At 52.2% G+C, this 14,353-nt stretch carries 13 protein-coding genes; 11 read left to right on the top strand and 2 right to left on the bottom strand.

Annotated features, from left to right (window positions below):
• Nucleotides 1–149: 149 nt before the first annotated feature.
• A complete protein-coding gene (locus I2H39_RS08635) occupies nucleotides 150–1,031 on the top strand; it encodes a YitT family protein (RefSeq protein ID WP_195626265.1) in 882 nt (293 codons plus the stop codon).
• A gap of 17 nt (nucleotides 1,032–1,048) precedes the next feature.
• Here I2H39_RS08635 and I2H39_RS08630 read toward each other — a convergent pair whose 3' ends face one another.
• Complete coding sequence (locus I2H39_RS08630; RefSeq protein ID WP_138306782.1) at nucleotides 1,049–1,597, bottom strand: CDP-alcohol phosphatidyltransferase family protein; 549 nt, start codon at nucleotides 1,595–1,597, stop codon at nucleotides 1,049–1,051.
• Nucleotides 1,598–1,731: 134 nt separating this feature from the next.
• Here I2H39_RS08630 and I2H39_RS08625 point away from each other — a divergent pair, with 134 nt between their 5' ends.
• Complete coding sequence (locus I2H39_RS08625; protein WP_195626264.1) at nucleotides 1,732–2,586, top strand: MurR/RpiR family transcriptional regulator; 855 nt, start codon at nucleotides 1,732–1,734, stop codon at nucleotides 2,584–2,586.
• A 169-nt stretch (nucleotides 2,587–2,755) separates the two neighbouring features.
• Here I2H39_RS08625 and I2H39_RS08620 read toward each other — a convergent pair whose 3' ends face one another.
• Complete coding sequence (locus tag I2H39_RS08620; protein ID WP_178332226.1) at nucleotides 2,756–5,017, bottom strand: extracellular solute-binding protein; 2,262 nt, start codon at nucleotides 5,015–5,017, stop codon at nucleotides 2,756–2,758.
• 303 nt (nucleotides 5,018–5,320) lie between these two features.
• On the opposite strand from I2H39_RS08620, the gene I2H39_RS29155 reads away from it, so the two are divergent.
• The 9 genes from I2H39_RS29155 to I2H39_RS08575 all read left to right on the top strand — a co-directional run bounded on the left by I2H39_RS29155 (nucleotide 5,321) and on the right by I2H39_RS08575 (nucleotide 14,323).
• Nucleotides 5,321–5,566: a hypothetical protein gene (locus tag I2H39_RS29155; protein ID WP_243281793.1), complete on the top strand. Its 246-nt coding sequence runs from the start codon at nucleotides 5,321–5,323 to the stop codon at nucleotides 5,564–5,566.
• Nucleotides 5,542–6,720 (top strand): ABC transporter substrate-binding protein, encoded by a 1,179-nt coding sequence (locus I2H39_RS08615; protein ID WP_347563802.1) that lies wholly within the window; start codon nucleotides 5,542–5,544, stop codon nucleotides 6,718–6,720. Before I2H39_RS29155 ends, I2H39_RS08615 begins: the two co-directional genes overlap by 25 nt.
• A gap of 179 nt (nucleotides 6,721–6,899) precedes the next feature.
• Nucleotides 6,900–7,796, top strand: coding sequence for a sugar ABC transporter permease (locus tag I2H39_RS08610; RefSeq protein WP_065551786.1), 897 nt, complete (start codon nucleotides 6,900–6,902; stop codon nucleotides 7,794–7,796).
• 14 nt (nucleotides 7,797–7,810) lie between these two features.
• Nucleotides 7,811–8,626, top strand: coding sequence for a carbohydrate ABC transporter permease (locus tag I2H39_RS08605; RefSeq protein ID WP_138306785.1), 816 nt, complete (start codon nucleotides 7,811–7,813; stop codon nucleotides 8,624–8,626).
• A 46-nt stretch (nucleotides 8,627–8,672) separates the two neighbouring features.
• Nucleotides 8,673–9,371, top strand: coding sequence for an MBL fold metallo-hydrolase (locus I2H39_RS08600; protein WP_138306786.1), 699 nt, complete (start codon nucleotides 8,673–8,675; stop codon nucleotides 9,369–9,371).
• A gap of 218 nt (nucleotides 9,372–9,589) precedes the next feature.
• The gene (locus I2H39_RS29150; protein ID WP_227146407.1) at nucleotides 9,590–10,645 is read left to right on the top strand and encodes a hypothetical protein; all 1,056 of its coding nucleotides are present in this window, start codon (nucleotides 9,590–9,592) and stop codon (nucleotides 10,643–10,645) included.
• Nucleotides 10,646–10,798: 153 nt separating this feature from the next.
• Nucleotides 10,799–11,917 (top strand): sugar ABC transporter substrate-binding protein, encoded by a 1,119-nt coding sequence (locus I2H39_RS08585; protein ID WP_138306788.1) that lies wholly within the window; start codon nucleotides 10,799–10,801, stop codon nucleotides 11,915–11,917.
• A 63-nt stretch (nucleotides 11,918–11,980) separates the two neighbouring features.
• Nucleotides 11,981–12,802 (top strand): N-acyl homoserine lactonase family protein, encoded by an 822-nt coding sequence (locus I2H39_RS08580; protein ID WP_138306789.1) that lies wholly within the window; start codon nucleotides 11,981–11,983, stop codon nucleotides 12,800–12,802.
• A 48-nt stretch (nucleotides 12,803–12,850) separates the two neighbouring features.
• Nucleotides 12,851–14,323 carry a sugar ABC transporter ATP-binding protein gene (locus I2H39_RS08575; protein WP_243129872.1) on the top strand — a complete coding sequence of 491 codons (1,473 nt, stop codon included), beginning with the start codon at nucleotides 12,851–12,853 and terminating at the stop codon, nucleotides 14,321–14,323.
• Nucleotides 14,324–14,353: the final 30 nt, after the last annotated feature.

Below are 14,353 nucleotides of genomic sequence, written 5' to 3'. Positions count from 1 at the left end.
GAACATAATGGTACTGAAAGCATACAGGGAAGGGCCCGGGCAGAAACGGGAGCCTATATATAGAAGAATCGGAGCATCAGGACGGCAGAGAAATCTGCCGTCTTTTAATTTGCGAATTTATTCCGATGCAGTGAGAAAGGACTAAAATCATGGAAAAGAAAAAAACAACGGCCAGGATTGCATTCAGCCTGGGAGAGATTGTGCTGGGAAATGTGATGTATGCAGCGGCAGTGGTGCTGTTTATCGTGCCAAACGGGCTGATTACCGGGGGGACCACGGGACTGGCCCTCTTTGTGAACCATACCCTGGGCATCCCCATCAGTCTCTTTGTCAGCGTGTTCAACGCGGCCATGTTCCTTCTGGGCGCATGGGTGCTGGGGAAGCAGTTCGCCCTGACGACCGTACTCAGCACCATTATATACCCGGTCATCCTGGGCGTGCTGGAGGGAAGCGGATTCGGTGGCTTTGTGCTGGAGGAGAAGCTGGTGGCAGTGCTCTATGCGGGCCTGTTTATTGGCGGAGGAATCGGTATTGTGATGCGGGCCGGAGCATCCACCGGAGGCATGGACATACCTGCCCTGGTGCTCAAGAAAAAGCTGGATGTAAATGTGTCCATGACCCTGTATCTTATGGACTGCGTGGTTCTGGGGCTCCAGCTGATTGCGGCTGATTCCCACGCCATTCTCTACGGAATCATACTGATTATTGTATACACCATGGTGCTTAACCAGGTCCTAATGTCGGGAAATGCCAGGATACAGGTGAAGATTGTCAGCAGAAAGCATGAGGAAATCAACCGCCTCATAGCGGAGCGCATTGACTGCGGAACCTCCCTTCTGCACATGGAGACCGGTTATCTCCACAGGGAGCAGGAAATGATACTGGCAGTCATTTCCAGGAGGGACTTGCCCAGACTTAACAATCTGGTTATGGATGAGGACCCGGAAGCCTTCATGATTATCAACCAGATTAATGAAGTAAGGGGAAGAGGATTTACCCTGAAAAGGGTGTATAAGGATGCCCGGCAGTAAAGCACATGCAGCCTGCATCACATGCTGCGGAATACGGGTATGTAGAGCAGCAGGGTAATGGCCATGGCTGCCGCGCACAGCAGAATCAGCGCATTGACCGCAATTAAGGACATATGGGGGAAGAGCAGCAGGAGGAACAGCACCACAAAGAGCAGTGCGGTACAGCACTTGCCGAACCATTTGGCGCCGTTCAGCTTCTTGCCTTCCCTGAGCTTGATGGCTCCCATGACCAGCATAAAGCCTTCCTTCAGTACAAAGAGTACCAGAAGGAGCAGAATCAGGGGATAACGGCTCCACAGGCAGAGCAGGATGGCCCCGTGGGTCAGCTTATCCGCAAGCGGGTCCAGAAATTTGCCGAACTCTGTAATCATGTTGAATTTTCTGGCAATCATTCCGTCGAACATGTCGGTGATTGAGGAGACGCCCATGACAATGGCAGCCCTGTAATAGTCTGCGTCTGTGGAGGCTTTCAGGTACAGCCACACAAATACAGGAATCATGATTAAACGGAAATACCCCATCAGGTTGGGGATGGACAAAAGCTCTTTTTTCGAAATACGCCTCATAATACAGCCCCCCTCTTTGAAAATGGCAATTATTTAATTTAATTTTACTACATTTCTTGCTAAAAGAAATATTTTTTTTTATAATAAGATTAAATTAAATTTTCATAGGGCGGGCGGCATAAGGAGGAAGGAAAATGGCAGAAGATTTTTTGTTGAAAATAAGAGGCGGGTATAACCAGTTTACAAAAGCGGAGAAAAAGGTGGCTGATTATATCCTGGGCAGCCCCAGGAAAGTTCTGTTCATGTCCATCACGGAGCTGGCTGAGGCCTGCGGGGTAGGGGATACCAGTGTGTTCCGCTTTTGCAAAACCATGAACTGCAAAGGATACCAGGAGTTTAAGATGCTTCTGTCCCTGAGCCTCCATGAAGGAAAGCAGGGGTTCGGACAGATGGAGAGCGACATAAGCCTGGAGGACTCCTTCTCACAGGTGGCGGAGAAGGTGCTGAATTCCAATATAAAGGCCCTTAAGGAGACTCAGTCCCTGTTAAAGGAGGACGTGTTCAGACGGGTTATCGAGTCCTTCCACAAGGCCGGACGCATCTGCTTTTACGGAGTGGGCACCAGCATGACAACGGCCATGAAGGCGGCGGATAAGTTCCTTAAGATTGAGCCGAAGGTTTACTGCTCGCCTGATTCCCATATGCAGGCCATGATGGCATCCACCATGTCCAGGGGCGAGGTGGCTGTTATTTTCTCCTATTCCGGGGCGACCAAGGATACCATCCATGTGGCCCAGCTGGCCAGGCAGGCAGGGGCGGCCATTGTCTGCGTAACGCGGTTCATCAAATCCCCGCTTACGGCCTATGCGGACCTGACGCTCCTGTGCGGCGCCAACGAAAGCCCCCTGCAGGCAGGCTCGTCCTCGGCGGAAATCAGCCAGCTCTTTCTGATTGACATGCTGTATACGGAATATTACAGGACCTACTACGACCGGTGCAGCGTGAACAATGAAAAGACCTCGGCATCTGTCATGGCAAAGCTGTGCTGAGAGGGGGAAGGTACGAAGCCCGCGGAAACCAAACGGAAAATTATTCAGGAAACCAATCAGGAAACCAATCAGAAAACCAATCAGATACGTGTCTAAACACAGATGTTCCAGGCCGCGCCCCATAATCGGGGAGTCTGCCTGGAACCTTTGGTTTAAGACACGCTTTTTATTATAAATCAGTATGGAGGAATTGCTCATCGTACAGCTTCTGGGCATAATTCAGTGCGTCCTCTGGCGTCATGACCTGGCTGTAGGCATTTTTTACTGCCATGCCTATGATGCTCAGGAAGCTGCGCTCATCAAAGGGCTGGGTGGAGAATTCAGGAGTGCGGCGCCCGTGCGCCAGGCCGAACCCGTCCTTGGCCAGGTTCAGCCAGGGGAAGGTATTGAGTATCTCGTAATTGTCATAGGACTTGCGGCAGGGAGAAACGCTGCCCAGCAGAGTGGCTGCAGAGGCCACCGGCTCGCTGCACATCCATTTGATGAAGGAAAGGGCGTCTTCGGGCCGTCTGGTATACTTGGCCACGCCCAGGGAACCGCCTCCAATGACAGGATTGCTGCCCGGCGTCAGGGCGTACCCGATGTTTCCCGCCACACGGGAGGAGTGGCTTAAAAGGTCCGAGGCATAGTTACTGTACAGGATGGCCATGGCCACATTGCCTCCGGCAAAGGTGGTGGCTGTGTTGGTCCACCAGGAACAGTACTTGGGGTCCGAGTATTCCTTCAGGGCAATGAGCTCCTTCAGGGAGCCGATGGCTGCAGGGGAATTAAGCGTGACCCGGCAGTCCCCGCCGTACAGATTCTCCTGGTGGCTGAACAGGCGGGCCAGGTATTCGGAACCAGCCACTCCGGTGGAGCCAAGGGTCATGGTGGCCCCATATTCCACCGGGGAGGATGGGGTACAGGCCTTGGTGAAGAACCGTGCAATCTGGTTGAACTCCTTGAAATCCTGGGGCGGCCTCAGCTCCTGGCGGTAGGTTTCGTGGTACATCCTGCGGTAGATGGGACTTTCGAACAGATCCTTGCGGTAATAAAGCAGCTGTACGCTGGGGGTGGACGGCAGGGCGTATACCCTTCCTCTGACAATGGAATACTGGTTGATGGTCCCGTCCAGGAAGGTGTCCAGGCAGCTGGAGATGTGGGGGTCAATCTGGTCCAGGGGCTGCAGAATTTTGTCCGCAAACCAGGACAGCCACGTCACATCCAGACGCAGCACGTCAAAGACCGAGTCGTGGCGCATGTGGTTGAATGCCTCGTATATCTCCTCATAGGAATAGATGGTGATGTTCACGGGAACCCCTGTCTTTTTTGTGTAAATGCGGGACAGGTTGCGCATGGTGTAAGCGCTGGGACTGTCCAGGGTCAGTACATTTAGGGGCTTCTTGGAGGAAGGGATAAGGATGCCTGCAAACCAGTCCCTGAAACCGGAATTTTCCAGCAGCAGACAGGGATGACTGCTGTGGGGCCTTGCCCGGCGGCCTGGTTCCTCCTGTTCTCCGGCGGCCTCCGTTTTTGCCTTTTTTTCCTGTCCTATGTCCTCAATCAGGCATTCTGCCGCAATCTTTCCCAGCTGCCGGTAGTTCAGCTCATATTTCTGGAAGTCATTTTCCGGCATGGTGAACATGGGGGAAACCGTGTAAATCTCAGGGCTGTCCCCGGAATAAAAGGTGTTCCATATATCCTTGACACTCTCGGCAAAGCCGTAATTGGAAATAAAAATGGCCTGGGGCGCAGCGCCGCCGAACATCTGCATGATATTCTGCAGCTTGCGGTACGGGTCTGTCTGAATGTGGTTTACCCGGCAGCCGGCTGAACCCATGACTCCCATGAATCCGTTGCAGAAGTCGGATTCATTGGGCAGCTGGAGACTGCCTGTAAGAAGACACAGGCTGGAAAAGCCGCGCTCCAGCGCCCTTGACGCCAGTTCGCTTCCGGCCTTGTGGTAGTCAAAGCCCACATAGGGGGCCGGAAAGGGAGGACGGCGTTCTGCAAACACCACATGGTCTGCCAGCATGCCCTGCTCGTCCAGGTAAGGATTTACGTCGGTGAAGGAACAGCAGGAAACAGCGGCCATGCCCTGGGCCATGGAGGAACGGACCTCCTGGATGGCTGCGTATTCCGCTTCCCGGTTGTCATCGCTGGTCAGGTACTGGGACACGCTGTAGCCGTGGCTTTCAGCATACGCCTTAAAACTCAGATAAAAGTCTATATATTGTTTGGAACGGATGTTGGGTAGAATGACCGCAAGGGTATTGGAATGGCCTTTCCTCAGCAGCTTGGCCCGTTCATTGGGCACATAGCCAAGGGCGGCGGCGGCGTCCATGACCTGCCTTATTTTTTCGCTGCTCACATTTCCCTTTCCGTTGAGAACGTTGGACACAGTGCCCTGGGCCACCCCGGCCGCCTTTGCAATGTCTTTGATGGTAGTCATCTGCCGGCTCTCCTTTCGAGTAATACGTTTGGTTCAATTTTACCATATGTCGGAGAATTTGTAAAACTGTTGTAACTACGATTCAATAAAAATGGGCAATCACATATAGGATGGATTGATTAAAATACGTTAAAATGTAAAAAACATGCAAAAAGTAGAAAAAGTTAATGTAAAATCCGTTTAAAACATAAATTAAATGTGCAAAATGCCTTAAAATAATATTGACACGTTTCAAATACAATGCTATGATGAAATTACAGAACTGATGACAAATTCCCAATAGTATAAGAGGAGGTATGTATTGTGAAAAAAACAAAGAAGATTGCAGCAGCAGTCCTGGCCATGACCATGGCAGCAGGCCTTGCCGTCACAGGATGTTCCGGAAAGGGAGGAAGTACCGGGACTGACGGGGCGCCGGCAGAGCAGTCTAAGGAAACCGGGGGGGGGGCACGAATGACTCCAAGGATGATGCAGCCAAGGCTGACGACGGCGCGCTGCACCTTACCTTTTATTACCCGGTCAATGTGGGCGGTTCCGCGGCGCAGCTGATTGAGAAAATCTGTGCGGATTTCAATGCAGAGAACCCTGATATTTTCGTGGAGCCTGTTTATACGGGCAATTATGACGATACAGTGACAAAGATTCAGACAGCCATGCAGGGCGGCACGCCTCCGGATGTGTTTGTAAGCCTTGCCACCCAGCGCTTCACCATGGCTTCCACCGGCATGGCCATGCCTCTTGACGAACTGATTGAGGCTGACGGAGATGAGGGAAAGGCTTATATCGATGATTTCCTTCCGGGCTTCATGGAAGACTCCTATGTGGACGGAAAGATTTACTCCATACCGTTCCAGAGAAGCACCATGGTGCTGTATTACAACAAGGACGCGTTCAAGGAAGTGGGGCTGGATCCGGAAGCGCCTCCCACCACCTGGGAAGAGCTGGCTGAGTACGGCCAGAAGCTGACGGACGACGGACGCTACGGCGTGGGAATCGCTCTGAACTCAGGTTCCGCACAGTGGGCGTTTACAGGCTTCTGCCTGCAGAACAGCACCGACGGACAGAACCTGATGAGCGAGGACGGGAAGAGCGTGTATTTCAACACGCCTGAGAATGTGGAGGCGCTTCAGTTCTGGCTGGACCTTCAGAATGAGTACAAATGCATGGCGGAGGGTATTGTACAGTGGACCGACCTGCCCACCCAGTTCCTTGCAGGGGAGGTGGCCATGATTTACCACACCACAGGCAATATGGCGAATATCCATGACAATGCGGACTTTGATTTCGGGACAGCCTTCCTTCCGGCCCACAAGAGAGTGGGAGCGCCTACAGGAGGCGGCAACTTCTATATCTCCAGCGGCATTTCCGAGGACAGGGTGCAGGCTGCCTGGAAGTTCATCAAGTTCGCGACCTCTACGGACAGGGCGGCGCAGTGGAGCCTGGATACTGGTTATGTGGCCACAAGGCAGTCCTGCTTTGACACGGACCTGATTAAGGATTATTATGCAGAGGTTCCCCAGGCATCTGTTGCTTACGAGCAGCTTCCCTACGCAAAGCCTGAGCTTACTACATACAATGCAGCTGAAATCTGGAGGGTGTTAAATGATAACATCCAGGCAGCCGTGGTCGGCGATATGTCTGCCCAGGAGGCCCTGGATGCAGCCCAGGAACAGGCAGAGGAGGTTCTGTCCGAGTATCAATAGACCGGATGAAACATGAACGTAATACCTGTTAGGAACAAGTAAGGCGCTGTGGCCCGGTGCCATGTGGGGCGGAGGCAAGGTTTCCGCCTCCATGACCGGGCATACACAGCGCCTTAAGAGACCGGGGCGTGTCACAAAACCCGGCCCGGCAGGCGGAATATGAAAAGGCTGGTGAGAGGATGAAAACCAAGACAAAGAAGCAGCGTGAAATCAGGAATAATGCGACGGCCTGGGCCCTGATGGCCCCGGCGCTTATATTTATGCTGGCATTTACAGTGTTCCCCATATTCAGGAGCCTGTATTTAAGCCTTTCAAAGTACAAGCTTGGTATGGACAGCGCCGAGTTCATCGGCCTTGAGAATTATGTGAAGCTGGCCGGTTCCAAGCTGTTCTGGAAGGTGATGAAAAATACCATCGTATTCGCCCTTATGACGGTGATTCCCAGTATGGCGGTGGGCCTCGGCCTGGCGGTTCTGGTAAACCGCAAGGGCAAACGGGTGGGATTTATCCGCACGGCTTATTTCTACCCGGTGGTCATGCCCATGATTGCCATTGCCAGCGTGTGGATGTTTATTTACATGGCAAAGAACGGACTCTTTGACCAGCTGCTGATAGCCATGGGGTTAAAACCCATGAATGTGCTGTCCAGCAAGAATACGGTGCTCCCGGCCATGGCGGTGATGTATGTATGGAAGGAGGCCGGATACCTGATGGTATTCTTCCTGTCCGGTATCCAGAGCATATCCGACGAGGTGATGGAGGCTGCCAGGATTGACGGGGCAGGCAACTGGACCGTGTTCAGGCGCATCACCATTCCCCTGCTGGCGCCCACCTTCCTGTTTGTGTCCACCATCGCCTTCACCAACTGCTTTAAGCTGGTGGACCATGTGGTCATCATGACAGAGGGAGCGCCCAACAATGCAAGCACCCTGCTTCTGTACTATATTTACCAGCAGGGCTTCACCAATTTCAACTACGGCGTATCATCGGCCCTGACCGTAATCATGCTGGGACTTCTTCTTGTGGTGTCCCTGCCAAGGTTCATCAGCCAGGATAAGAAGATACATTATAATTAAAGGAGGGAGCCGGTATGAAACAAGTTAAAAGTACTGCAATTTCTGTTTTCGCCCTGGCCCTGGCGCTTATGTGGCTGGCTCCCCTGGTATGGCTGGTGGGGACTGCCTTCAGCGAACCCACCTTCCACATGACCTTTCTTCCCAACAGCAGCTTTACCTTTGGGAACCTGGCCTATGTGTGGAATGCCATTCCTTTTGCCCAGTATTACCTGAACACGCTTATTCTGGTGGCAGTGACCTTCTGTGTGCAGTTCGTCACCTCCACCCTGGCCGCCTATGCGCTGGCTGTCATGGATTTTAAGGGGCAGACCCTGGTGTTTGCAGTCATTTTTATGCAGATTATCATTCCCAATGACGTGCTCATCACCCCTAACTTCATGACCCTGGCTGACCTGGGACTCACCGATACCAAGGTGGGCATCATGCTGCCGTTCTTTGGAAGCGCCCTGGCCATTTTCCTGCTGAGACAGCATTTTAAATCCATACCAAAGGCCCTGGCCGAGGCTGCCAGGATTGACGGGGCCAACACATGGCAGACCATCTGGAGGGTGTATATGCCCTGCGCAAAGCCCGCCTATATGTCCTTTGCGGTCATTTCCGTCAGCTATCACTGGAATAATTACCTGTGGCCTCTGATTGTGACCAATTCACCCTCCAACCGTACACTGACCGTGGGACTTGCCATCTTCGCAAAGTCCAAGGAGGCCAACATGCAGTGGGCCAATGTCTGTGCAGCCACCTTCATCATTATCCTGCCGCTGCTTATAGCGTTCTTCTTCCTGCAAAAGCAGTTTATGAACAGCTTTGTCAGCGCCGGAATCAAAGAGTGATGAAGGAATAAAGGAGGGCATGAGAGAGCATAAGAGGAGGAGCGTTATGGAACAATATTTAGACCTGCATTTTTTCGGATGCGGCAGCGCCTTTAATCCTGCCATGGGAAATACATCCGCCTGGTTTGAGGCGGAGGGATGCCTGTTTCTGGTGGACTGCGGCGAAACGGTTTACGAGCTTCTGATGAAACGCAGCAATCTCAGGGAATACAGGCAGATATATGTGCTGCTGACCCATTTGCACGCAGACCACGTGGGAAGCCTGGGCTCCCTGATTTCTTACAATTATTGTATTCTGGGAAGAAAAATCAGCGTCATTCATCCCAGGGACACCGTGGTGGAGCTGCTGCGGCTTATGGGCATCAAGGATGGATTTTACGATTATTACCGGGAGCTTCCGGGTGAAGTGGACTGTGTCAGGGCAGAGCCGGTGCCGGTGGAGCATGCGGACAACATGGACTGCTTCGGATATCTTCTGGAGGCGGAAGGAAGGCGTATTTATTACAGCGGTGATTCCGCCCGGATGCCGGAGCGGATTGCCGGAATGCTTAAGGAGGGGAAGCTGGACGCCGTGTACCACGACACATCCCTTCACAATCCGCCCCATCCCAGCCACTGTTACGTGGGCGTCCTGGAAGAAACGGTTCCAAAGGAGCTGAGACACAAAGTATACTGCATGCACCTGGATGGGGAGTGCAGGGATATGCTGGAGTCCAAGGGCTTCCGGGTGGCGGAGGCCGGATGAGGCATTGTGAAATATGAAAAAGCTCCGGCGGAGGATGAGAGAATCCTCTGCCGGGGCTTTTTTTGTGCGGGAACGGATGCGCTGCTGTGCGGTCTTGCCGTGAACCGCAGATGACCGGAAATATGCAATCCATGCCAACTATGGGCGCCCGGGGCGGCATCCGGGTTATACTGGGTTCAGAAAAGCTTTTCTAAATAAAATATAAGGAGCAGGATATAATGAGTGGAAAATACAGCAGCCATAAAGAATGGACCTTTGGCATGGAGTGCGAACTGCCTTATAAGGTGCGCTTCGACCTGGAAAAATCACCGGACAGCATGACCTTTTTAGAAGTAAAGCATGGGGCAGATACGGTAATCCGTCTGTTCTCCGATATGGGAGATACAACCAGGACCATTGAAATGATTACAGAGCCTCTCAAAATAGGACAGGATAAAGAACGGAACCAGAATCTCAGAATCATGGCGTTTCTGGAGGACTTTCTGGAGCGTTACTCCTCAGAGCAGGGAGCGGTTCTGTACCAGGTGACTGCAAAACAGGTCAATGGTGGATTTTCTGTTTACACGGACCTGGAGGAGAATGCTGATTTGAAGGAATATAAAATAAAACTACTGCACAGCTTTTTTGCATTAAAGGACGCCGGCAGAAGCAACCAGATATCCTTCGGCATGGGGTTTGATGAAATCCGGGCTTTCTTTGAGGAATACGGAAGAAGTCTGTGGTGGACTTATGACGCTTCCTATATACCTTCCGAAGGCGCGGCGAGTGAGCTGGATAAGGAGATATATAACTATATTCTGTGTGCCATTACCCATCTGGCCGGTATTTACATGGCTGACGCCAGGGCGGATATTACAGGGCCTCAGGTAAAGAACACCTGGGGTTTGATGCCAAGGATGGCTCCGGCAGAACTTCTGGCCTATGCCTCCAACCGTACAGTCATGATGAAAGACCTGGAAACGGCGGTGCGCAGGCTGCCGGGAATGACAGATGAAATCTTTAAAAATACATATACATATCTGGTGTATTCAAGGCTGACCGTGGGCGGGCATACGGGAAGTATACAAAGGACCATTAAGGAAGCAGGCAGAATTCCGGTGGTATTCGAAGTCAGAAGCCCGGGAGGTGAATTTGATTCATATTTTGATTATTCATCCTACAGAGGAAGATGGGTGCCTGACAGCGGCCGGGATTACAGTTTTATGTTCAACATGCATCCGGGCGGAGAGGAAAGCGAATCCGACAGCGGGGATGAGTCGGACAGCAGCTGGTAAAATACGGCGCAGTGACTTCGGAGTGTCCAAACATCTAAAAACACCCCACAAAATATAAAAATCACCTCATTGAAAGACAACTGTGCATAATGTATGATTGGTGTGTAGAAAATAACTAAGAGTTGTATAAAATGTACAGGAGGAGAAAACGGGATGAAACGAAGACTAGCATTGCTGCTTGCAGCAGCAACCACAATCTCTCTGATGGGGTGCGCCACTTCCAACCAGAAGCCGGCAGAGACTGCCGCTGCAGCCCAGACACAGGAGGCCAAGGAGGAGACAAAGCAGACAGAGAAGGCGGAGGAAACCAAGGCGGAGGAGAGCCGGGAAACTGAGACGGAAAGCACGGAAGGCGTAGGGTATGCTGTCCAGCCGCGCTCCATCAAGGACAGGACCCTGAAGGTGGGGCTGATTCCGGTTACTATGAACACAGCCTATACCATGACCATAAACGGAGCAAAGAAACAGATAGAGGATAAGGGGCTGGATATAGAACTGCTGGTACAGGCTCCCTCCAGCAACACAAGCACCATCACGGAGCAGGGCAACATCATGGAGAGCATGATACAGCAGGGAGTGGATGCCATTGCCCTGGCAACGGAGAGTGATAATTCCATGCTCCCCTATCTGAGGGCGGCGGCAGAGGCGGATATTCCGGTATTCCTGTTTAATATGACGGAGCTGGACAAGGACAATATTTACTATGTATCCAGCATTGGATACGACCAGTACAACGCCGGACTGGAAATCGGCAAATACGTGGCAGAGCATTACGGGGACAAGGATGTGAAGCTGGCGGTTCTGGAGGGTTATGCAGGCATTGTAAACACCATGAGAATCGACGGCTTTAAGGAGGGAATCCAGGGCAGGGACAATATACAGATTGTGGCTTCCCAGACAGCTGACTGGACAAGGGAAAAGGGACAGAGCGTCACCGAGAGTATCCTTACCTCCAACCCTGACATCAACCTGATTTTCGGCGATTACGATGAAATGGTGCTGGGCGGCCTGGTATCCATCAAGGAGAGAGGGCTGTTAGACCAGATTGACACCATCGGATACGGATGCACCAAGGACGGCGTGGCAGCAATTGAAAACAATGAGATGACCGCCACCATCGACGTAGGTGAGTACGGAACGGGCATGGATATCATTGACGCCGTAAACGACTTCTGCATCGAGGGCAAGAACGTGGAAAAGGTAATCAACCGGCCTTCCAAGGTATATGACAAGAACAACATAGGCGAGCTGGACCGGGTAATATTTGAATAATCAGGGACTCATGGGCACAGCAGGGATGATTGCTGTGCCCGTCTTATATCAGGAGGAATCTGTATGGGGAATAAGAGGATGTTTATTATACCGGGAGGTATGATTGAATGCGACCTGGCCAATATGGTGGCCATGCCCACACTGGCGGATGCAGAGCACAGGGAGACAATGAGCCGCTGGGTAAAATCGCCGGTCTACTATGTGCTCATAGAAAATGAGGAGGGACCTGTCCTGTTTGATACGGGCTGTCATCCCGGGGCCATGACAGAACGGTGGGATATGGGAAACAGGAAACGGACCCCGGTGGCCCTGGAGGAAAGCCATTTTGTGGTAAATGCCCTGGAGAGTCTGGGATACAGGCCTGACGATATTATGTGGGTGGTGGTATCCCATCTCCATGAGGACCATGCAGGGGGACTGGAATTTTTCAGAAAGTCCAGGATTCTGGTAAGCGACCAGGAATTCACCCAGACCATGCGCATGTACGGACTGGGAAGGACCTCGGGCGGCTACATAAAAAAGGACATTGAGGCCTGGCTGGCAGCGGAACTTAACTGGGAAACCATGGACGAGGAGGAAATGGAGCTGTATCCGGGCATCCGCGTCCTGAATTTCGGACCGGGCCATGCCTATGGGATGATGGGGCTGCTGGTGACCCTGCCGGGAAGCGGGAACTATATTGTGGCATCGGACGCTGTCAATACCGCCATGAACTACGGTCCGCCCATGCAGTACCCGGGGCTGGCCTATGATACAAGAGGATTTGAGCGGACCATTGACCGTATACGGAAGCTGGAAAACAGGTATCACGCCCAGGTGCTTTTCAGTCATGACATAGACCAGTACGGGACATACAGGAAGGCGCCCTTTGAGTGGTATGAATAGTAAGAGCGAGGTGGATGGATGTTTTCAGAAAAAGATGTTGTTTTAAAAATGGAGGGTGTCTATAAATCCTTTGGAAGCGTAAGGGTGCTGGAGGGAGTGGACCTGACTCTTCACAGAGGCGAGGTCCTGGGGCTTATCGGTGAAAACGGGGCCGGTAAATCCACCCTGATAAAGATACTGTGCGGAATCCACAGGATGGATAAGGGTTCCGTTATTCTGGGCGGAAATAAGGTGGATATCCAGAATGCATCCCATGCCCAGAGATTGGGAATCAGCACCATATACCAGGAATTAAGCGTGATGCCGGACCTGAATGCAGTGCAGAACATATTCCTGAACCGGGAACTGACCGACAGGAGGTCCCTGGTATCGCACCTGAAGCAAAAGCAGATGAGGGAGATTGCAGGCAAGGTCCTGAGGGAAAGCCTGAATGTGGACATGGATTTGGACAGGCCCCTGCGCTATCTGCCCCTGGCCCAGAAACAGATGGTGGAGATAGCCAGAACCGTGTACGCGGATGCGCAGATTATCATTATGGACGAACCGACTGCGGCCCTGGAGGCAGGCGACAGGGAGCAGCTGTTCAAGGTTATCAGGCGGCTGAAGGAAGGGGGACACTCCATCATATTCATTTCCCATCACCTGGATGAGCTGATGGAAATCTGCGACCGGGTCAGTGTGCTGCGGGACGGCCGGAAGGTGTCGGAGGGGTATGTGAAGGATTATACGGTGGACCGAATCATATCGGCCATGGTGGGAAAGGAACTGAAAAACCAGTATCCAAAAACAAAGGTCCCCATGGGGGAAACCCTGCTGGAGGTGAAGGGGCTTACAAAAAAGGGACTTTTCGAGGACATTTCCTTTGAACTTCACAAAGGGGAAATATTAGGCCTGGCCGGCCTGGAAGGCTGCGGTAAAAACGAGGTCATAAGAGCTGTGTTCGGAGCCATGGCCTATGACAGCGGGGCGGTGAGGATACATGGAGGAAGCCTTAAGGCCGGCGCAATCAGGGCGGCCATGGACGCGGGAATTGCATTTGTTCCGGCGGAACGGAAGGTGGACGGCCTTTTCCTGAAGCAGGACATAGCATGGAATATAACCATCGCGTCCCTGAAGCAGATTTCCAGAGGCAGGACCCTGACGCGCAGGCTGGAGAACAGGGCCTCTGGGGATTATATGGAAAAGCTGCGGGTAAAGGCAAAGGGAACCAGGCAGTGCATAAGCGCGCTGAGCGGAGGAAACCAGCAAAAGGTAATGCTGGCCAGGTGGATGATGATGGGAGGGGATGTGTTCCTCCTGGAGGAACCTACCAGGGGAATTGACGTAAACGCGAAGACAGAGGTCTATGAAGCCATCGGTGAATGCGTGAAGTCGGGAAACGGCGTTGTCATTGTGTCCTCAGAGGAAGAGGAGGTCCTGGGCATCTGCGATAAGATTCTTGTGATGAAGCAGGGAAGGGTGACTAAGGCCATGGATGCAGCATCAGCCACAACGGAAGAAATCAAGCATTACTCCGTGTAGCTGTATTTGATTGTAATTCTTATATCTGAT

Origin of the sequence: Clostridium sp. 1001283B150225_161107_B6 (genome assembly GCF_015556325.1) — a bacterium.
Lineage (GTDB): Bacteria > Bacillota > Clostridia > Lachnospirales > Lachnospiraceae > Enterocloster.
Note: the sequence above shows the minus strand (reverse complement) of the source record. Positions and strands in the feature narration are given on the sequence as shown.